At 73.6% G+C, this 19,341-nt stretch carries 16 protein-coding genes; 3 read left to right on the top strand and 13 right to left on the bottom strand.

Going from position 1 to position 19,341, the window contains the following annotated elements; all coding sequences use genetic code 11:
* Positions 1 to 6 precede the first annotated feature (6 nt).
* From HD597_RS26905 to HD597_RS26850, 12 genes are all read right to left on the bottom strand, one after another.
* Entirely contained in the window at positions 7 to 648 is a 642-nt protein-coding gene (locus HD597_RS26905) for a transaldolase family protein (RefSeq protein WP_253759487.1), read from the bottom strand.
* On the bottom strand, positions 648 to 2,687 hold the full coding sequence (locus HD597_RS26900) for a thiamine pyrophosphate-binding protein (protein WP_253745556.1): 2,040 nt from the start codon (positions 2,685 to 2,687) through the stop codon (positions 648 to 650). Before HD597_RS26900 ends, HD597_RS26905 begins: the two co-directional genes overlap by 1 nt.
* 123 nt (positions 2,688 to 2,810) lie before the next feature.
* A complete protein-coding gene (locus tag HD597_RS26895; protein WP_253745554.1) occupies positions 2,811 to 4,079 on the bottom strand; it encodes an MFS transporter in 1,269 nt (422 codons plus the stop codon).
* A gap of 10 nt (positions 4,080 to 4,089) precedes the next feature.
* The gene (locus HD597_RS26890; RefSeq protein WP_253745552.1) at positions 4,090 to 5,604 is read right to left on the bottom strand and encodes a GMC family oxidoreductase; all 1,515 of its coding nucleotides are present in this window, start codon (positions 5,602 to 5,604) and stop codon (positions 4,090 to 4,092) included.
* 5 nt (positions 5,605 to 5,609) lie between these two features.
* A complete protein-coding gene (locus HD597_RS26885; protein ID WP_253745551.1) occupies positions 5,610 to 6,827 on the bottom strand; it encodes an aminotransferase class III-fold pyridoxal phosphate-dependent enzyme in 1,218 nt (405 codons plus the stop codon).
* Between the two features lie 168 nt (positions 6,828 to 6,995).
* Positions 6,996 to 7,739, bottom strand: a complete 744-nt coding sequence (locus HD597_RS26880) for a response regulator (protein WP_253745549.1) — start codon at positions 7,737 to 7,739, stop codon at positions 6,996 to 6,998.
* A 62-nt stretch (positions 7,740 to 7,801) separates the two neighbouring features.
* A complete protein-coding gene (locus HD597_RS26875; RefSeq protein WP_253745547.1) occupies positions 7,802 to 8,422 on the bottom strand; it encodes a TetR/AcrR family transcriptional regulator in 621 nt (206 codons plus the stop codon).
* Positions 8,423 to 8,474: 52 nt separating this feature from the next.
* Complete coding sequence (locus HD597_RS26870) at positions 8,475 to 11,465, bottom strand: type I polyketide synthase (protein ID WP_253745546.1); 2,991 nt, start codon at positions 11,463 to 11,465, stop codon at positions 8,475 to 8,477.
* 286 nt (positions 11,466 to 11,751) lie between these two features.
* Positions 11,752 to 11,913 (bottom strand): hypothetical protein, encoded by a 162-nt coding sequence (locus HD597_RS26865; protein ID WP_253745541.1) that lies wholly within the window; start codon positions 11,911 to 11,913, stop codon positions 11,752 to 11,754.
* A gap of 112 nt (positions 11,914 to 12,025) precedes the next feature.
* Complete coding sequence (locus tag HD597_RS26860; RefSeq protein WP_253745540.1) at positions 12,026 to 12,673, bottom strand: carboxymuconolactone decarboxylase family protein; 648 nt, start codon at positions 12,671 to 12,673, stop codon at positions 12,026 to 12,028.
* A 15-nt stretch (positions 12,674 to 12,688) separates the two neighbouring features.
* Positions 12,689 to 13,507, bottom strand: a complete 819-nt coding sequence (locus HD597_RS26855; protein ID WP_253745535.1) for an SDR family oxidoreductase — start codon at positions 13,505 to 13,507, stop codon at positions 12,689 to 12,691.
* A gap of 18 nt (positions 13,508 to 13,525) precedes the next feature.
* Positions 13,526 to 14,125 carry an HXXEE domain-containing protein gene (locus HD597_RS26850; protein ID WP_253745534.1) on the bottom strand — a complete coding sequence of 200 codons (600 nt, stop codon included), beginning with the start codon at positions 14,123 to 14,125 and terminating at the stop codon, positions 13,526 to 13,528.
* Positions 14,126 to 14,278: 153 nt separating this feature from the next.
* Here HD597_RS26850 and HD597_RS26845 point away from each other — a divergent pair, with 153 nt between their 5' ends.
* From HD597_RS26845 to HD597_RS26835, 3 genes are read left to right on the top strand one after another with little or no spacing between them, the layout of a single operon-like run.
* Positions 14,279 to 15,529 (top strand): DUF8832 domain-containing protein, encoded by a 1,251-nt coding sequence (locus HD597_RS26845; protein ID WP_253745532.1) that lies wholly within the window; start codon positions 14,279 to 14,281, stop codon positions 15,527 to 15,529.
* The gene (locus HD597_RS26840) at positions 15,526 to 15,894 is read left to right on the top strand and encodes a FixH family protein (protein ID WP_253745530.1); all 369 of its coding nucleotides are present in this window, start codon (positions 15,526 to 15,528) and stop codon (positions 15,892 to 15,894) included. The genes HD597_RS26845 and HD597_RS26840 overlap by 4 nt, the downstream gene beginning before the upstream one ends.
* A 40-nt stretch (positions 15,895 to 15,934) precedes the next feature.
* A complete protein-coding gene (locus HD597_RS26835; protein ID WP_253745528.1) occupies positions 15,935 to 16,651 on the top strand; it encodes a hypothetical protein in 717 nt (238 codons plus the stop codon).
* Here HD597_RS26835 and HD597_RS26830 read toward each other — a convergent pair.
* Positions 16,632 to 19,340, bottom strand: coding sequence for an ATP-binding protein (locus HD597_RS26830; protein ID WP_253745527.1), 2,709 nt, complete (start codon positions 19,338 to 19,340; stop codon positions 16,632 to 16,634). The genes HD597_RS26835 and HD597_RS26830 overlap by 20 nt on opposite strands.
* Position 19,341 lies beyond the last annotated feature (1 nt).

The following is a 19,341-nucleotide window of genomic DNA, read 5'->3' as shown; positions in this document are numbered from 1 at the left end:
GCGGTTCTACCCCTTTGCGGTGGAGGCGTATTCGCGGGCGAAGGCCTGCTCGGCCTCGATGCTCGCCGGGTGGCTGAGCAGCTCCCGCAGGACGGGGAGCGGCGCGGTCACCGCGTCCGCCCCGGAGGCGAAGGCGTGCAGGACCTGCCCGGAGTTCTTCACGGAGGCGGCGATGACGCGGGTGGACCCGCGGCGCAGGCCGGCCAGCGACCGGATCAGCTCGGAGTCCGTCCGCAGGTCGCGCACGGCCCGGTCCAGGTACGGGATGACCGCCGCGCAGCCCATCGACTCGGCGACGAGCATCGCGTGCGGCGTCTGGGCGGCGGTCAGGGCCACGCGGGCGCCCCGCCGGGTCAGCGTCCCGGCGAGCGCGGCGCCGTCCGGGGTGGCGGGCAGCTTCAGCACGACGCGGTCCTTGTCCGCCGACCACGCCTCCTCCGCCTCCGCGCCGGGCGTCCCGTACGCGCCGGTCGGCTGGTAGTACACCTCGGGCAGGTCCACTGCGGCGAGCAGGTCGCGCAGGTGCCGCAGCGGGTCGCCGGTCTCCTTGCGCATGAGCGCCGGATTGGTGGTGATGCCGCGCACGAACCCGAGCGCGGCGGCCGCGACGGCGTCGTCCAGGCCGGCGGAGTCGAGGTAGAGGCCCATCACACCGGCACCGCCGTCCGCTGCTCGAAGCCCTGCGTGATCCAGATGCCGCGCCAGACCTCGGGGTCGGCGGGCAGGACCAGCTCCACCAGAGCGGGGCCGTCCGCCGCCGCGGCCCTGGCCAGGGCGCCGGGCAGTTCGGCCACCGCCCCGCGCACCTCGTCCGGGGAGCCGCCGATCGGGATCGGGACCCGCTCGGCCGGCATGCCGAAGGCGGCCGCGAGCCGGCAGTAGGAGAACCCGGCGACGTTCGACAGGTAGCCGCGCCCGCCGAGCGGCTCACCGAAGGAGGCGAGCGCCTGCTTGGTCAGCGACACCGACCGGCCGTTGTTGCACACGACGAACAGGACGGGCGCCCGCTCCTGGACGGCGGCCACCAGCCCCTGGAAGGAGTTGGTGAACCCCTGGTCGCCGAGGGTGCACAACACCTGGGCGCGCGGGTCGGCGATCGCCAGGCCGACCGCGTACGACAGGCCGCCGCCGACGAACCCGCCGTGGCCGCCGAAGACGCGCAGGCCCGGCGGCAGGTCGTCGTAGTGCTCCGACAGCAGCCCGCCGAACATCTGGCTGTCGTCCACCAGCACCGGCCGGTCCCAGCCTCCGAGGAGGCCGGCCAGCGCGCCCGCCACCGCGCCGCGCCCCCTCTCGACGGCGGCGGCGGCCGGCTCCGGGGTGACGCGGGCGGCCGACAGCACCTCCTCGCGCGGCCACCACCGATCCGCCCGCCCCCGGCCGGCCCGGCGCAGCCGGTCGGCGAGGCCGGACAGCACGCCGGGGGCCTCTCCGATGACGAGGACGTCGTCGGCGTCCAGGTACTCGTTCTTGAGCACCTTCTCCGGATCGGTGTTGATCGCGATCTTCCGGCAGGCGGGCAGCCGGCCGGCGGTGCGTTCGTAGAGGTTGCGGTCCTCGACCGTCACGAGCAGGTCGCATGCCTCCAGCAGGTCGGTGTGCACGGAGCTGAACTGGTTGAGCCAGCCGGCGAAGTTGGCCACCTCGGAGGTCTGCAGCCGCTCGAACATCATGGGGCCGCGCCGGTAGCGCAGTTGCAGGACGGGCGCGCCGAGCATGCCGGACAGGTCGTCGAGCGCCTGCCGCAGCCCGGGGTGGCGCAGGGCGTAGTCGTCGATGAGGAACAGCGGCTTGTCGGCGTGGCGCAGCTCGCGGAAGGCGGCGTCGAAGGCCGGCTGGTCGAGGTCGAGCGGCCGTTCGGCGGCGGGGGCGCGCATCAGGTCCTCGACGGGGATCCACCGCTGCTCGGCCACGTCCTGCGGCACGCCGAAGATCGCGGGCCGGGTGGGCGGCTGGGCGGAGCTGTCCAGGCCGTCGCGGAGCTGCGCGACGAACCGGCGGGCGGCCTCGCGCCGCCGGCCCGGGTCCTCGGGCACCGGGCCCGCCTGCCAGATCCAGTCCGCGAACGCCCCCATCCCGCCCATCAGGTCGTCCTCGCCGTGCGGCGGCAGGAATCGGGCGGAGCTCGTGGACGGCATGCCGACGATGAACAGCGTCCCCGCCTCGTTGCGCCGGGCGTCGGCCACCGCGCCGGCCGCGTTGGTCAGCCCGCGGGCGCCGTGGAGGATGGCCACGCCCCGGTTGGGCTCCAGCAGCGACGCGCCGGCCGCCATGAACGCCGACTCCTTGTCGCCGCGGCCGTTCACCAGGCGCACGCCGTGCACCCGCTCGACCGCGTCGCACATGGACAGCTCCGAGGTGCCGGCGTAGACGAACACGGTCTTCACCTCGCCGGCGGCCAGCAGCACGGCCACCGCCTCCGCGCCGGTCAGCCGGACGCGCCAGCTCAGCACCTCGTCCACGGCGGCGCGGGCGATGGCCTGCTGGGCCTGCGGGTCGGTGACGCCGCGCAGGCCGAGCACCTTGCGCAGCAGCAGCTCCGCCCGCTCCCGCCCGGCGACCAGGAACTCGCCGCAGCGCAGCGCGTCGGGGGTGCCGTCGGGGCGGCGGAACGCCTTGGTCAGCAGGGCGGCGTCGGGGCGGTCGCCGTTGAGCGAGTAGATGATCTCGGTTTGGAGAGATGACATGGGAATCCGTCTCCTTCAGCGGATCAGGGCAGGGTGAGGTGGCTCGCCGGGCGCCGGGCACGCTGGGTGCCCGCCCGTGAGCGCGGTCGTTCAGTGATCAGTCAGTGGTCGTTCGGGAGATGATCAGGAAGGGAGGGTGGCCTCGGCGCGGTCGGGTTCGCCGCCCGCCACCCGCCAGTGCCGCTGGGCGAGCGCGCCCACCAGCGCGCCGGCGGCCACCGCGATCGCGGCCGCGCCGAAGGCGGCGGCCGGGCCGCCCTGCTCGACGATGACGCCCGCGAGCGCCATGCCGAGGGCGGAGCCCGAGGTCAGCGAGGTCTGCAACCAGCCCTGCGCCTCGCTGCGGCGCTCCGGCGCGGTGTTCCGGTCGACCAGCGCCTGCTGGACGATGAGGCTCGGCGAGATGCACAGGCCGGTCAGCACCAGGGCCGGCAGGACGGCCGGCAGCAGGCCGCCGCCGGGAAGCAGCACCAGCATGACCAGGGCCAGGCCGGCGGCGTAGGCGGCGAGGGTGAGGGGCAGGTGCCGGCGTTCCGGGCCGGTCCAGGAGCGGCTGCCGTACCAGAGCCCGCCGGCGGTGCTGCCGATCGCGGTGCAGGCGAAGAAGACGCCGATCAGGCCCTCGCTGTGGAACAGGCGCTCGGCGGAGGCCGTCATGGCCACGTCCATCTGCCCGAAGCCGACGGACATGCCGAGGGCCGTCAGCAGCGCGAGCCAGACGCCGCGCACCGTCAGGGGCGGACGGCCACGCCGGGGCGCGCCCTTCACGCCGCCCTCCACACCGCTTCCCGGGTAGGACATACGGGAGGCGCGGGTCCGGCTGTAGGTCAGGCCACCGGCCGCCATGAGCAGCGCCGTCACCAGCAGGGGCACCGCCGGTGGCAGCCAGAGCAGGGCGGTGAGCAGCAGCGGCCCCAGCACGAAGATCGTCTCGACGGCGACCGCGTCCATCGCGTACGCCGTCCGCCGCTGCTCCGGATCGGGCACGACGGCCGACCAGGCCACCCGGATGGCCGGGATCACCGGCGGGAAGCTCAGCCCCGCGAGGCCGATGAGCACGAGCAGGAGCAGGTCCGGCGCGCCCGCGGCGGCGGCGAGCGTCCCGCCCGCCAGGAACGCCGCCGACCCCAGCGAGGTGCCGGCGATCACCGCCGACTGCCCCACCCGGTCCATGGCCATGCCCCACAGGGGCGAGGAGGCGGCCGTGGCCAGGGCGTAGACGGCCGTGACGAGCCCGGCGTCGGCGTACGAGCCGCTCACCTCCTCGATGAGCACCACGATGCCGAGCGGCGTCATGGCCAGGGGGAGGCGGGCGACGAACGCGGAGACGAAGGGCAGCGCCACGCCTGGCAGTCGTAACAGGGAAAGGTAGGGGGCGATCACGCCGGACATGTCCCGCTCCTCACTTCGACTCGCGGATCAGCGCCACGGACCGTTCCGCAATCATGATCACGGTTGCGTGCAGGTTCGCCCGGACGTTGTCGGGCAGGATCGACGCGTCGAGCACCCGCAGCGCCTCTACCCCGTGCACCCGGCCGCACTCGTCCACCACGCTCGCCGCGTCCCCGGCCGGGCCCATCCGGCAGGTGCTGGACGCGTGGTAGCCGGTGGCCGCGTTGCGCAGGATCCAGCGGTCGAGCGCGGCGTCGGAGCCCAGGACGTCCTCGGCGGGCGTGGCGCGCGCGTCGATCAGCTTGTCGAACTCCGGCTCGCGCGCCATCGCGGCGCACATCCGGACGCCCTCCCTCTGCCGCTCCAGGTCGGACGGGGCGGAGAAGTAGCGGAAGTCGAGGACGGGCGGGTCGTGCGGGTCGGCCGAGGCCGGCATGAGCTCGCCCTGGCTGACGGCCAGGTTCACCGTCGGCCGCATCGCGAACGTGCGCTCGTTCCACCGCGCCGCCGCGTACACGATCATGTCGTTGACCGGCGCGGACCCGGAGGACGTGTGCCGCAGCAGCACCTGGTGGGGGTGGTGGAGGCCGTCGGCCCGGAAGTCCTGGCGCAGCGGCCAGATCAGCTCCGTCGTCATGTGGTCGCGCAGGTTGCGGCCCACGCCGGGCACGTCCGCGACCACCGGCAGGCCGGCCCGGCGCAGCCGCTCGGCGGGCCCGACGCCCGAGAGCATGAGCAGGTGCGGCGAGCCGATGGCGCCGGCGCACAGGATGACCTCCCGGCCGCGCACGGTCTCCGTCCGGCAGCCGGTCTCGACGACCACGCCGGTCGCGCGCCCGCCGTCGAGGACCACCCGGCAGGCCAGCGCGCCGGGGGCGACCGTCAGGTTGGGACGGCCGCGGGCCGGGTTGAGGTAACCGGTCAGCGTGCTGCTCCGCAGCCCGCCCGCGTCGTTCAGCGGGGTCGGGCCGACGCCGGTGGAGCCCGGCCGGTTGTGGTCGTCGCAGACCGGATGGCCGAAGGAGCGGCTGACCTCGTAGAACGCCTCCTGGTCCGGCGTCCAGGTGTGGCGCGGGAAGCGGCGCACCGCGATCGGGCCGTCCGTCCCGTGGTAGGGGCCGGCGAAGTCCTGGTCGCTCTCCAGCATCCGGTAGTACGGCAGCGCCCGCTCGAAGGTCCACTCGGGCAGGTTCCACGAGTCCAGGTCACCCGCCTCGGGACGCAGGAAGACCTGGCCGTTGGTGGTGCTCGACCCGCCGACCACCTTGCCGCGCGGCATGGGGATGGTGGCGTGCTCGGTCACCCGCGCCCGGAGGTTCCAGTCGTGGGTGTCGTAGCCCTGGACGACGTGCCCCACGCCGTAGCTGCGCCGCAGCTCCCACGGCAGGTGGTCGGTGCTGGGGTAGTCCGGCCCGGCCTCCAGCAGCACCACCTCGCACGAGGGGTCCTCGCTGAGGCGGGCGGCCAGCACCGCGCCGGCCGCCCCGGCGCCGACGATCACGTAGTCGTAGGTCCTGCAGCCCATGCCGCTCACCCCAGGATCGTCTCGTCGAGGGCGCCGGAGAAGGCGGCCAGCGCCTGCTCGACCTCCGCGGAGCCCCACGCCGCGCTGGCCAGCACCTCGTCCAGCGGGTGGTAGAGCACGCCGCGGTCGTAGAGCGCCCGGCACAACTCGTCCGGGTGCACGGTGCCGGGCAGCTCCAGCCGGAAGAAGGTCGGAATGCCGCGGACCGCGACGCCGTAGCGCGGGCCGATCTCGCTCAGCCCGTCATGCAGCGCGGACGAGGCCGCGGCGAAGGCGTCGTAACCGCCGCCGGCCAGCTCGTCCAGGCAGGCAGTGGCCGCCGCCATCGAGACGAACTCCGAGGCGTAGGTGCTGAACAGGCTGAAGGTGGACTCCGAGGCCAGCAGCTCGCCGCCGGCCAGCGCCGCGATCGGGAAGCCGTTGCCCATGGCCTTGCTCAGCACCCGCAGGTCCGGCACCAGGTCCCACACCGCCGTCACGTTCGGGTAGGCGTAGCGGAACCCGGCCTTCACCTCGTCGAACACGACGAGCGCGCCGGCGTCGCGAGCCGCCCGCACCACCTCGCGCACGACCTCCGGGGCGGGGGTGAGCGCGTTCGGGGTGATGAGGACGCAGGCCGCGCCGCGGGCGGCCTCGCGCACCTGCTTGACCAGGTCCGGCGACTGCCAGTCGAGGTCGACGACGTCGACGCCGGAGGCGTTGCCGGACGACTCCCGCGCCGAGGTCCGCTCGGCGGCCGAGCGGCGCTCCGGCTTGAGGTAGCCGAGCGGCAGCAGCCAGCCGTGATAGGTCGTGGTGAGCACCTTGCGCCGCCCGGTCGCCCGGATGCAGGCGGTGATGGCGGCGTGCACGGCCTCCGAGCCGGTCTTGAAGAAGGCGGCGTACTCGGCCTCGGGGCACAGCTCGACCACGCGGGCGGCCAGCCGCGGCTCCAGCGGGTGACGCAGGCTCACGGTGGCGCCGCTGCCGAGGACCGAGCTCACGGCCTCGATCTGCGCCTGGTTGCCGTGGCCGAGGATGATGGTGCCGCTGCCGCCGTACAGGTCGAGCAGGCCGGTGCCGTCCTCGGCGAACACGCGGGCCCCCTTGGAGGACCGGAAGAACGCCGGCCGGCCGGCCGAGAGCGCGAAATTGTGCCAGACCTGGGCGCCGGGGGCCAGCGGGCCTTTTCCGCCGGGAGCGGCCGGTCGCCTCGGGTCGCGGGTCAGAACGTCGTCACGCATCCTGCCTCCCATACATCGGAATTTCTGCGCCGACGTTTCCGACACTAGGCGGCCGGACGTCCCGGACTCTTGGGAGCGATGTCCCTGTTGAGTCCCTTATCGAACAGGCCCTGCGGGCATGGGTGCAGCCGGTCCCGGCGGAGCCGGAACCGGTCACGGGAAAAGGAATCAGGAAACGCGCTCCAGGCCGATTCCGGCGTTTCTGGCGCGCAATGCGGCGGTCATTCTGTCGGGGGCGTCCAATTTGGTGAAAATCCGCGTGATGTGGTTGCGGATCGTCTTCTCGGCCAGGACGAGGCGCCGCGAGATGCTGCGGTTGTCGTACCCGCTGGCGAGCAGTTCGAGGATCTGCGTCTCGCGGTCGGTGAGCTCGGGGAAGGCCACCCGGCCGGGCACCTCCTGCAGGGCCGAGAAGTAGGCGGGCAGCCGGTCGGCCACCTTGGGGCTGAAGGCCGCTCCGCCGTGCACCACCAGGTGGATGCCGTGCAGCAGCTCATCGCGCGAGACGGCCTTGTCGATGAACCCCTTGGCGCCGGCGCGCAGGGCCCCGATGACGACGTCGTCGTCGTACACCGCGGAGATCACCAGGACGCGGGGCGCGTGCGGCTGGCTGGTCATGCGGCGGGTGGCGTCGATGCCGGAGCCGCCGTCGAGCGTGACGTCGATGAGGACGACGTCGGGTCGCACGGCCGCGGCCAGGTGCACCGCGCTCGTGCCGTCGCAGGTCTCCCCGACGACGCGGGCGATCCCGGCGGACTCCAGGGCCACGCGCAGACCGTCGCGGAAGGCGGGGTGGGCGTCGACGAGGAGGACTTCGACCTCCGTCGCGCGTCGCGGCTCGGGGGACCAGCCGCCCCTCACGCGGCGCGGTGCTCCGGGCGCTGCCCGGTCGTTCGGCTCGCTGAGGCTCATGGTGTCATCCCATCAGCGGTACAGTTATAGACTCAAGTCTAACTTGAGACTCAAGACCATGTCTAGGGCGACAGTGTCACGTCGTGGGCGAGTATGCCGTCGAAGATCAGGCCCAGCGACGACGTCAGCGACTGCGCCAGCGAGAACGGCGCCGGCCCCTCGCCCACCCAGCGGTAGAGCGTGCCGAGGTAGGTGTCGCGCAGCAGGTGGCCCACGGCGATCGGGTCGACGTCGGGGCGCACCTCGCCGCGCGCTTTGCCGTCGGTGATGATCTGCGCGAAGATGAACGAGGTGTAGGGCTCCTCCAGCACCGGCGCGCCCGTGCGCACCCAGGCCAGCAGCAGCTCGCTGGTGACCCGGCGCTCGTCGGTGGTGACCTCGCCGAGCCTGTTCATGCAGCGGGTGAGCTGGTCGAGGACACCGCTCTCGCGCGAGCTCTCCTGGATCAGCATGGCCCCGAGCCGGCGGCGCCGCTCGTCACCCCAGGCCAGCAGGAACTCGTCCTTGCGCTTGAAGTAGTTGAAGACGGTGGCGCGGGCGACGTCGGCCCTGTCGGCGATCTCGTCGAAGGAGGTCGCGACGTAGCCCTTCTCGGCGAAGAGCGAGATGGCGGCCTCGTACACCCGCGCCCGCATCGCCTCCCTGTTGCGCTCGCGCCGTCCCGTGCTGTGATGAGGTGTCATCGCGTGGGTCCACCTCGATGGTCCGCAGTAAATTCGTAGACTGGAGTCTACACTAGCGGGCCTCCCGGGCCAACAGTTCGATGGTGTCCAGCACCTCACCGAGCGGCCGGTCGGCCAGGAGCAGACCGGGGGTGATCCGTCCTCCCGTGGCCGCGCGGAGGCGCGCGGTCAGCCGGGCGGCCATCAAGGAGTCCAGGCCGGCCGAGGACAGGCAGCGGCGGGGCTCCAGCCGGTCGGCGGGCAGGGACAGCTCGCCCGCGATCTGCGCCACCACCCACGCGGCCAGCTCATCGGGCGCCTCGGGAGCCGCCGGGGAGGGGGCGGCCGGGGGACCGGCGGCGTGATCGGCGGCGTGATCGGCTGGGGGACCGGCTGGGGGAGCGGCTGGTGAGTGGGCGGGCGCGCCGAACCAGAAGCTCTCGTGCTGCCACGGGTAACCCGGCAGGCCGACCGGCCGTCCCGCCGGATACAGCCGGGCCCAGTCCACCGTGCCCCCGGCCACGTGGACGGCGGCCAGCGACTCCAGCACCTGCTCCCACGACGCCCGCCCGCGCCGCAGCGAGGGCACCGCCGTGCCGGGCAGCCCGTGGTGGCGCAGGCAGTCCCGCATCGCGCCGGCCAGGATCGGGTGCGGGCTGATCTCGACGAACACCACCGGCCGCTCCTTGGCCACCCGCTCGATCGCGGACGCGAAGCGCACCGGATCACGCAGGTTGCGCACCCAGTAGGCGGCGTCGAACGAGCCGTCGTCCGCGAGCCGGTCCAGCACCGTGGACCACACGGGGACGTCCCCGGCCGTCGGGCGCAGGCCGTCCAGGGCTTGGGCCAGGTCGCGGGCCAGCTCGTCCACCTGCGGGCTGTGCGAGGCGAAGTCCACCGCGACCTCGCGCTGGAACACGCCCCCGCGGTCGAGCCGGGCCGCGATCTCCGCCAGCGCCGCCCGGTCCCCGGACAGCACCGTGCTGGACGGGCCGTTGAGCGCGGCCACGGCCACCCGGTCCGCGAAGCCGGTGACCACGTCCTCGGCCTGCTCCTGCGTCAGGCCGGTCGTCAGCATCGCGCCGCGCCCGCTGAGCCGTTCGGCCAGGGCGCTGCGGCGGCAGATGACGGCTGCCGCGTCCGGCACGCTGAGGCTGCCCGCCACGCAGGCCGCGGCCACCTCGCCCATGCTGTGGCCGATCAGCAGGGCGGGCTCGACCCCGGCCGAGCGCCACAGCGCGGCGAGCGCCACCTGCACGGCCCACAGGATGGGCTGGACGTCCCGGGCGCGGTCCGGGAGCGGGGCGTCGCCGGACAGCCGGTCCAGCACCGACCAGCCCCGCTCTTCCGCCACGGCGTCGGAGCACTCGCGCAGGGCCGCGCGGAACACCGGCGAGCCGGACAGCAGGTCGCGGGCCATCCCGGTCCACTGGGAGCCCTGGCCTGGGAAGACGTAGACGACGCGAGGCGGCTCGCCGGCCATCGCCTCGCCCGCGACGGCGTCCCCGGCGTGGACCGGGCCGTCCTCGGCGTGGGCGAGCAGGGCCGCGGCCAGGTCCTCGTGGGTGGATCCGGTCGCCACCAGGCGGTGCTCGTGGTGCTTGCGGCGCCGGGCCGCGGTGTAGCAGATGTCGGTGAGGGTGAGGCCGCGCCCCATGCCACCGGGTAAGAGGAAGTCGGCGGCCCGCGAGGCGGCGGCCCGGAGGGTCTCGGGGGAGCGCGCCGACAGGGTCAGCAGATGGCGCCCGCCCGCGGGCGCGGGCGCCGGCCCGCGGTCTCCCGCCTGCTCGTCGGGCACGTGCTCCGCCAGCACCACGTGCACGTTCGTGCCGGTGATCCCGAACGAGCTGACCCCCGCCACCCGTGGCGCGGCGCCCGTCAGCGGCCGGGTCCGGGTGGGCAGTTCGAGCGCCGAGGAGTCCCAGGCCAGAGACGGGTTCGGCTCGCGCACGTGCAGCGTGGGCGGCACGACGCGGTGGTGCAGGCACAGGGCGGCCTTGATCAGCCCGGCGACCCCGGCGGCGGCCTCGGTGTGGCCGATGTTCGACTTGACCGAGCCCACGAAGCACGGCCGGCCGGGCGGGCGGGCCGTGCCGAGGACGTTGCCGAGGGCGGTCAGCTCCACCTGGTCGCCCACGGGCGTCCCCGTCCCGTGCGCCTCGACGTAGTCGACCTGCTCCGGCCGCACGCCGGCGTCGTCCAGGGCGTGGCGGAGCATCTGCTCCTGGCCGACCTGGCTGGGCGTCATGAGCAGGCCGTTGCTGCGCCCGTCGTTGGTGGCCGAGCTGCCGCGGACGACCGCGTACACCCGGTCGCCGTCGGCCTCCGCGTCCGCCAGCGGCTTGAGCACGACCACGCCGACGCCCTCGGACCGGACGAACCCGTCGGCCCCCGCGTCGCCGAACTTGCAGCGCCGGTCGGAGGCCAGCATGCCGGCGCCGGAGAAGGCGTCCTCCTCGTACGGCAGCAGCGCCAGATTGACCCCGCCGGCCAGCGCCAGCACCGACTCGCCCGCCCGGATGCTCTGGCAGGCGAGGTGGACGGCGGCCAGGGACGCCGAGCAGGCCGTGTCGACGGACATGCTCGGCCCGCGCAGGTCGAGGTGGAAGGAGGCCCGCCCGGGCAGCGACGCCCGGAACTCGCTGCCCACCAGGCTGTAGATGTCGGGATCGGTGCTGCGGCAGAGCAGCTCCCAGTAGTTGGAGGTGGCCTGCCCGACGAACACGCCGGTGCGGCTGCCCGCGAGCCGCTCCGGCAGGACGCCGGCGTCCTCGATGGCCTCCCAGGCGGTCTCCAGGAAGAGCCGGAGCTGCGGGTCGGCCTGCTGGGCCTCGCGCGGGGACATGTCGAAGAAGGCCGCGTCGAACTCGTCGATGGCGTCCAGCCGCCCGCCCTGCGGGCCGGGGCGCCGCCCGGGCCGGGGGGCGTCGTCGCCGATCGTGTCGTCGGCGTCCAGAAGGGAGCGCCAGAACTGCCCGGGGCCGTGGATTCCTGGATACCGGCAGGCGATCCCGATGATCGCGATCTCGGCCGGGCTCTCTTGTCGCAGATTGCGCCGGTTCATGATCTACCCTATCTCTGGTTGGTCTCGGGACTAAAAGTAAACTCGAATCCAACTTTTATGACCAGGGTTTCAGCACTTCATCGCCGTTAAGACCTTCTGTACCCGAGCCCAAGTAAGGACCGAAAGTCGATCGAGAGAGCCGGGCGTCCTGCTCGTCTTCCCCCGCGCGCACGCCTCATGCCCGGCACCGCGCGGCCGCTTGCACCGAGACCGCCGCCACCGAGATCGGCAGTGCCGCGGCCGGTTACGCGGGCACCCCGAGGCGCGTGGCGGTGCCACAGGGCCGTCACAGCCGTCCGGTCAGGACGGCGGCCCCGTCGCCGGAGAGCAGGGGCAGGGCGGTGGCGGCCAGCCGGAGCCCGGCCACCTTCCGCGTGGTGTGCAGAGGTGGCGGCCAGCGCATGGTCAGCGCCCGGTCGGTCGCGGCCGCCGCGGCCTGTGGCGGCATGTCGAGGGACCGGACGGGCGGGATGGCGATGTCCTGGCCGTGGACGAGGCCGGTTCAGTGGTTCATGATGATCGGCGCGTCGCGCTCGGGATCGGTGGAGCCGGCGCCTCGTCTAGAGGTTCAGGGCCCGGGCGGCGGCCCAGGCTCTCGGCAGGCCGAATTCACCGATGCCGCGGAGCAGGTCGCGCAGGGTGTCCTCGGTGGCGCCGGCCGATCGGGCGAGCTCGGCGTGCAGGCGCAGGGATTCTCCGAGCGTCTGGTGGAAGACGTCCGCCACCAGGCAGGCGATGGCCCGCTCACGGACGCTGAGGTGCGGGCGCGCCCAGCGCTGGGCTAGTTGGTCCTCGGTGAAGGCGGCCAAGCCCGGGTCCAGATCCTCCAGGGCGTGTACGGCTCGCGCGAGCGGCCCGGCCAGCGGCGTCGGCTCGACGGGCTTGTCGTCCTGCGCCTCCGGCAGGCCGAGCTCGGTCAAGCGCTGGAACGCGGTGACCACGATCGGGTAGCCGACATAGGGCGCCAGGTGCCGGTAGAGCTCGCGGATCGCCTCGGAGCCGGCCCCGTGATCCTGGGCCATCTGCAGGTGCATGGCCAGGGGCAGGCCGAGGTGAGGGTGGCACAGGTCGGCGGTGAGGCAGATGAACGCCTTCTCTCGCATGGTCAGGTGGGGCAGGCCCCAGAGGTTGTGGCCCGCGCCCACGGCGCACTGGGCGAAGACGGGGTCGAGCGCGACGAGGGCCTCGGCGCCGGAGAGCTGGGGCATGGTGACGGACTCCGTTCAGGACAGGCCGAGCGCGCGCAGGCGTACGGCGTCGAGGGTGTACTGGGGGACGATGCGCCCCATGGTGCTCATCAGGCGGGACTTCTTGCCGACGGGGTAGCGGGAGCGCGGCCTGCGCGCGGTGAGGGCGTGCAGGACGGCGCGGGCGACGACGTCGGGGCTGGATCCGGTGCGCTCTTCCTTGAGGCCGGCGCTGGTCATGGTGCGGTACGCCTGGCCGTACAGGCGCCGCCCTTCCTCGCCGAGTGAGGCCAGGCGGGGTTCGACTTCGTCTTCGAGCTTGTCGACGGCGTCGGTGTGGATGGAGCCGGGTTCGATGAGGACGGCCGCCACCCCGTACGGCTTGAGCTCCATGCGCAGGGCGTCGTTGAGTGAGCGGATGGCGTGCTTGGAGGAGCAGAGCGGACCGCCGAAGGGCAGGGTGATCCAGCTTCCGACCGAGCCGACCGTGACCACCCGCCCGTGCGAGGCGCGCAACATCGGCAACATCGCCTGGGTGACGGCGACCTGGCCGAACACGTTGACCTCGTACTGCCGGCGCAACGCGTCCAGCGGGACGCATTCGAGGGGACCGGTGACGCCGATGCCGGCGTTGTTGACCAGGGCGTCGAGGCGGCCGAGCCGCTGTGCGGCGTCGGCGATCTGACCGGCGTCGGTGACGTCGAGCTTGATCGGGGTGACGGTGGGGCCGAGCGCCCGGCCGTCGGCGTCCTTGCGCACCCCTGCGTAGACGGTGAAGCCCTCACGGGCCAGCAGCAGGGCGGTGGCCCGGCCGATTCCGGTGGAGGCGCCGGTCACCAGCGCGTTCTTCGACATGGTGTGCTCCTCTCCGCACTACCTGACCGCCAGCGGCTGAGGCGCTTGGTCCTCGGCCTTCAGCTGACGGTTCTCCTTGACGAGGAAGTAGATGAGCAGGGTGCTCATGATGAGGTGGCCGCCGGCGGTGTAGAGACCGGGGAAGTAGCCGCCCTTGATGATCGGGAAGACGAAGTGGGCGACGCCGTTGAGCAGGCCTGCGCCCAGGGCGTACCACCACAGGAAGAAGTTGGCCACGCGAATCCGGTAGAGCGCGCCCGCTCCGGCGAAGAAGTAGAGGGAGCCGAAACCGAAGACGAAGACGAGCAGGAACTCCCGCTCCGGCCAGTCGCGTGGCGAGTCGAACAGCTGGACGATCTCGTGGGGGAAGCCGCCGGTGTACTCCTCGGCCATGTGGATGAGCTGGAAGCCCACCGCGCACAGGTAGACGGCGATCACCTTCCTGGACTTCACCGGGCGGACGTAACTGAAGGCCATCCAGCCGCTCCAGCCGAGGACGCTGGCCACGACGAGGATCATCGCGCCCTGAAGGGGGAGCGTGAGCAGGGCCCAGGCGCAGAAGGCCACGGCCAGGATCGCCATGACGGCCGCCGAATAGGGTTCAGGTCGTTGGGTCATGGCCCGCACCCTACGAAGATCGCGATGACGCCCGCCTCCGTCGCGTGACTGATGTTCGCCGCGCGATCACACCAGTCACGCGACGGAGGCGCTACGCACGGTCCCCGGACTAGCGTCTTGCGGCATGAAGCCGATCGATGACCGGGCGGCGGCGTGATCCGGGTCCTGGCTGCCGCGTTCCTGCTGGTGCTGTGGGCGGCCGTCCCGGCTCGGGCGCATGTCGTCGAGTCCGGTGCGGAGCTGCGGGTGACGCAGACGTTCGCGGCGGGCGAGGTCACGCTCGTCATCGCGGGCGTCTCGTCGGTTCCGGCGCCGCTGCTGGTGAGCGCGCACGCCGTCCGGTCCACGGGGCTGCAACTCGGGCTGGAGCTGCGATCGCTGGCCGACGGGAGCAGGTCGGCCGGTTCCGCGCGGGTCGGGCAGGGGCCCGCCGCGTTGCCTGTCAGGCAGGCCGGGCCGTACGAACTGCGGGTCCGGGCCGGCGGGGAGGCATCGGTGATCCCGTTCCGGGTGCTGGTGCCCGCCGCCGCTCCCTGGACCATGGTGATGGACGGCGCCTTCCTGGTGGCCGGGCTGCTGGTGGTCGGCGGCGTGCTCGCCGGCAGCAGGTCCAGGCTCCTGGTGGGCGGCGCGAGCGCGGCCGGAGCGGTCGCGGTCGCCGTGATGCTGCTGACGCCGTACCTGCCGCCCGCCCCGCCCGAGGGCGCCGCGCCCGTCACCGAGGCCGGCCGGCCGTACGTGCAGGGGCGGTTCTCGACGCTGCCGGCCCGGCCCGCAACGGGCGCGGAGTTCACCCTGACCCTGCGGCTGACCGACGGCGCGACCGGGCGGCCGGTGGACGACCTCGCCGTCCACCACGAGGCCCCGGCGCATGTGGTGATCACCAGCCAGGACGGCGCCGTCTTCCGGCACGTGCACCCGTTGCGGACCGCGCCGGGCGTGCTGTCGGTACGGCTGCGCCTCCCGAGCCCCGGCCGCTACCTCGCCCATGCCGAGATCGAGCGGCAGGAGTCGGGCGGGCAGCTCGTCTCCGGAGCCTTCGCCGTCGCCGGCCCGGCCCGCCCCGAGGCCGAGCCCCAGGAGACCGCGCCCCAGGAGACCGCGCCCCAGGAGACTGCGCCCCAGGAGACTGCGACGCCCCGGATCACCCCGGCGGAGCCGGTCGCCGGGAGCCCGGTGACCGTCGAGATCGGAGTGGAGGGGCCGCTCCAGCCGTGGCTGGGCATGCCCGGCCACCTGATCGTCAGGAGCGAGGACGGAGCGTACCTGGCTCACGCGCACGGGGCCGCCGCGCTGCGCTTCACGCTCACCCTGCCCGATCCCGGCCGCTACCAGGCCTGGGCCCAGTACGTCACCGGAGACCGGCTGGTGACCCGGCCCTTCACCATGGAGGTGGATCGATGAAGTACGCGGGCCTCTGCCTGCTGGTGGCGGGCGTGCTGTTCGCCGTCACGGCGCGCTGGTCCGGCGGTGGTGCGGAACCGATGCGGGCCGCGGGTGAGCGGTACAGCGTCACCGTGCTGCCCGCCGATCCCGTCGAGGTACGGGTGACCTCGGGCGAGGCGGAAACGGTCACGCTGGCCGCGGTCATGCCCGCCATGGGCCATGCGCTGCCGCCGGTCGGCACCGTACCGGCCGGGGCCGGCCGCTTCGTCGCGGAGAAGGACCTGTTCACCATGGACGGCGTATGGGAGCTGTCGATCACCCTCTCCGGCGCCCAGGGGCAGGAAGTGATCAACCTGAGTACGGTAGTGACCTCAGTGCGATGACGGAAGCGGCCGGCGCCGGGCGCGAGCTACCGTCGCCGGCATGAAACTGATCAACGATCACCTGGCCGTCAAGGCCCGCCTCCTGCCCACGACCGGCGACGGTTTCGTCGTGCTGGCCGGCGAGGCCGGCACCTGGCGCGGCCACTTCCCCTCCCCTCCCGCCCGGCTGGCGGCCCGCCTCAAGGCCCTGGCCGCGAACGTGAAGGCCCGCGAGGCCGACGTGTTCCGCGCCGTGTTCCGCACCCCCGGCGAGGGCGACGAGCTGCTGGCCGCCAGGGGCATCAAGCCCGCGCGCCACGACGTCGTCGTGCTGATCCGCACCGCGTCCGTGGAGGAGGCGCTCGCGGTGCGCGGCAGCGCGGCGTACGAGGAGCTCGCCGGGACGCTGCGCGCGTCCGCCCGCCGTACGCACGAGGTCGTCGCGAGCAACGCCGGACGGCTCGGCGACGTGGACCACGGCCAGGACCACTACTTCCTGTTCAACTACTTCTACGCCGACGACCGCGAAACCCTGCTGAAGGTGTGGGAGTACACCGCCGGCTGGTTCCAGACCAAGACGGCGCTGCCCAACTCCGCGCTGATGCGGCCGCTGGAGGGCGAGCCCGCCGACTACGGGCTCATCAACCACGCGAGCTGGCCTGCCCTGGGCACGTTCCTGCCCAGCCTGATCCTCCGGCCCACCTTCCGCAGGTTCGTGCTGGCCAACTTCAAGGCGAACGGCGTCGCCGCGCAGCCGATCATCTACCGCCGGGTGTGACCAGCCTGGCCAGCTCGGCCCGGGAGGCGACGCCCAGCTTGGGAAAGGCCTTGTACAGGTGGGAGGCCACCGTGCGCGGGCTCAGGAAGAGCTGGGCGGCGATCTCGCGGTTGGACGCTCCTGTGACCGCCAGCCGGACGACCTGGAGCTCCTGCGGGGTGAGCGTGGCCATCAGGTCGTCCGCACCGCCGCTGGGGACGGACACGCCGGCCGCGCGCAGCTCACTGGCCGCGCGGGCGGACCACGGCGCGGCGCCCAGGCGGTCGAAGGCCTGCATGGCGGCCTCCAGGTGGACCCGCGCCTCGCTGCGCCGCTGGTGCCGCCGCAGCCACTCCCCGTACACCAGCCGCGTGCGCGCCTGGTCGAAGGGCTGCTCGTGCTGCAGGTGCAGCTCCAGCGCACGCTTGTACTCCTGCTCGGCGCGGTCTTCCGCGGCCATCAGCGCCCTGGCCCGGTGCTGGACCGCCAGGGGGCCCGGCTGCTCCGTGGCCTCCGTCCAGTCCGCATGCCGGCGCAACACCTCCCGCGCCCGCTCTGGGGTGCCCGCCCTGACGGCCGCCTCGACGTAGTCGGGCCAGGCGTAACGCCAGATGAAGGCGTGACGGGAGGGGCCCGCCATCGCCCGGTCCATGTGGTCGAGCACCGCCTCGTAGCGGCCCCGGCCCAGATCGAGCAGCGCCCCGGCGTACTCGGCCCAGCAACGGCTGGGCATCCATCTCCGGGCCTCGGCGTGCCGGAAGGCCTCGGCGGCCAGCGCCGTGTACTCCTCCTCCGCGCCGGCGACCGCCGACAGCCAGGCGTGCACGCCCGCCAGATAGCTGCGCCACACCGGCTGGCCCACGTCCGCGGCCAGGGCCTGCCCTTCGGCCGCCGTGTGCCGGGCGGCCGGGTGCCTGCCGTCCATCAGCTGGGCGATGGCCAGAACGGTCAACGCCTGCGGCATCCGCCCCAGACGTCCCTCCGCCCGGCACTCCCGGACCATCTCGGCCGCGGCGTCGAGCATCCCCTCGCGGTCGGCGGGAATGATGGCTTGGAAGGCGACGATCAGGCGCAGGTCGAACGGCACCCGCTCGACCCTGGCCGCGCGGGTGGCGGCCACCGAGGTGCCGCCCTCCAGGATCGTACGGAAGTCCTGGTTGATCGCCTTCACCACCGCGGCCACCCCCTCGCCGGTCGGGGTCAGCTCCGCGATCCGGCGCGTCAGGTCCATCTGGTCGGGGTGCGCGGCGCTGGTCCAGGTGTAGAAGCCGGCCATGCTGAGCAGCGACAGCCGGGTGAGGTGGTCCGTGCCTGCCTGGGCGCCTTCCATCAGCAACCGCGCGGCCTCCAGGGGGCGGCCCGCCTCGACGGCCAGCCGCGCCCGGACCACGGTCAGCTCGGCCATGACGGGCCCGGCCGGCGCCCCCGGTTCGGCCCTGCGCAGCGCCTGGGCGACCAATTCGGCGGCACGCTGCCCCAGCCCGACCTCGGCCGCCGCCGACGCGGCCCGCGTGTACCGGCGTGCCGCGTCGGCGGCGCCGGCCGACAGTTCGGCGGCACGCGCGTAGGCCGCCGACACCGCGGCCTGGCCACCGCGCCGCTGCGCGCGCACCGCCAGCCGTTCCATCTCCATGGCCACCTGCTCGTCGGAGCGCAGCGTGACGGCGGCCAGATGCCAGGCCCGCCGGTCGTCGTCGACCGCCTCGGCCAGGGCCCGGTGCGCGGCCATCCGCGCGGCGATGTCGGTGGCCAGCAACACCGCGGCCCGCACCAGGGGGTGGTGGAAGGCGACACCTTCCGGGGTGATCCGGATCAGGCCCGCCCACTCGGCCGGGGCGGCGTCGTCGAGCGAGGCGCCGAGCAGGCCCAGCGCGTGGGCGAGCGCGCCCAGCTCGCCCCGGTCGTTGAGTGCGGCCACCAGCAGGCAGGAGCGGGTCCTGTCGGGCAGCGCGGCGATGCGGTCACGGAAACCGGCGAGCACCCGGTTGGTCACCGGTGTGGCGTTTCCCAGGCAGAAGGGCAGCGGGCCCGTCGCTCCGGGGCTGAGCATGCGCGGCAGTTCGAGGAGGGCGAGGGGATTGCCCTGGGCCTCGGCCACCACCTGCTCGCGTACCGCGGGCGGCAGTGTCCCCGCGTGCTCGGCGAGAAGCTGACGGGCGGCTTCGGGGTCGAGGTTCCCCAGGTGGAGCTCCGGCAGGCCGCCGGCGGGGAGGCGGGCGCCGGTGCGGGCGGCGAACAGCGCGGCGACGGGCTCGGCGTGCAGGCGGCGCGTGGCGAACAGCAGCGCGTCGGCCGACTCGCCGTCCAGCCACTGCGCGTCGTCCACCAGGCAGACCAGCGGCCCCTGCGCCGACAGCTCCACGAGCAGGCTGAGCGTGGCCAGCCCGACGAGGAAGCGGTCGCCCCGGGTGGTGCCGCCCAGGCCGAGCGCGCCGAGCAGCGCCTCGGCCTGCTGCGGCGGCAGCACGCTCACCCGATCCAGAGCCGGGCGGAGCAGCAGGTGCAGTGCGGCGAACGGGAGCTCGGCCTCCGACTCCGCGCCTGTCACCCGCAGAACCTGAGCGTTGGCGTTCGTCGCGGCGTAGTCGAGCAGGGCCGACTTGCCGACGCCCGCCTCGCCGCGTACGACCAGCGCGCGGGGACGGCTCTCGAAGGTGTCGAGCAGCAACTGGTCGATCACGGCTTGCTCCGCCGCCCGGCCGTACAACATG

It is taken from the genome of Nonomuraea thailandensis, assembly GCF_024172165.1.
GTDB lineage: Bacteria > Actinomycetota > Actinomycetes > Streptosporangiales > Streptosporangiaceae > Nonomuraea > Nonomuraea thailandensis.
Note: the sequence above shows the minus strand (reverse complement) of the source record. Positions and strands in the feature narration are given on the sequence as shown.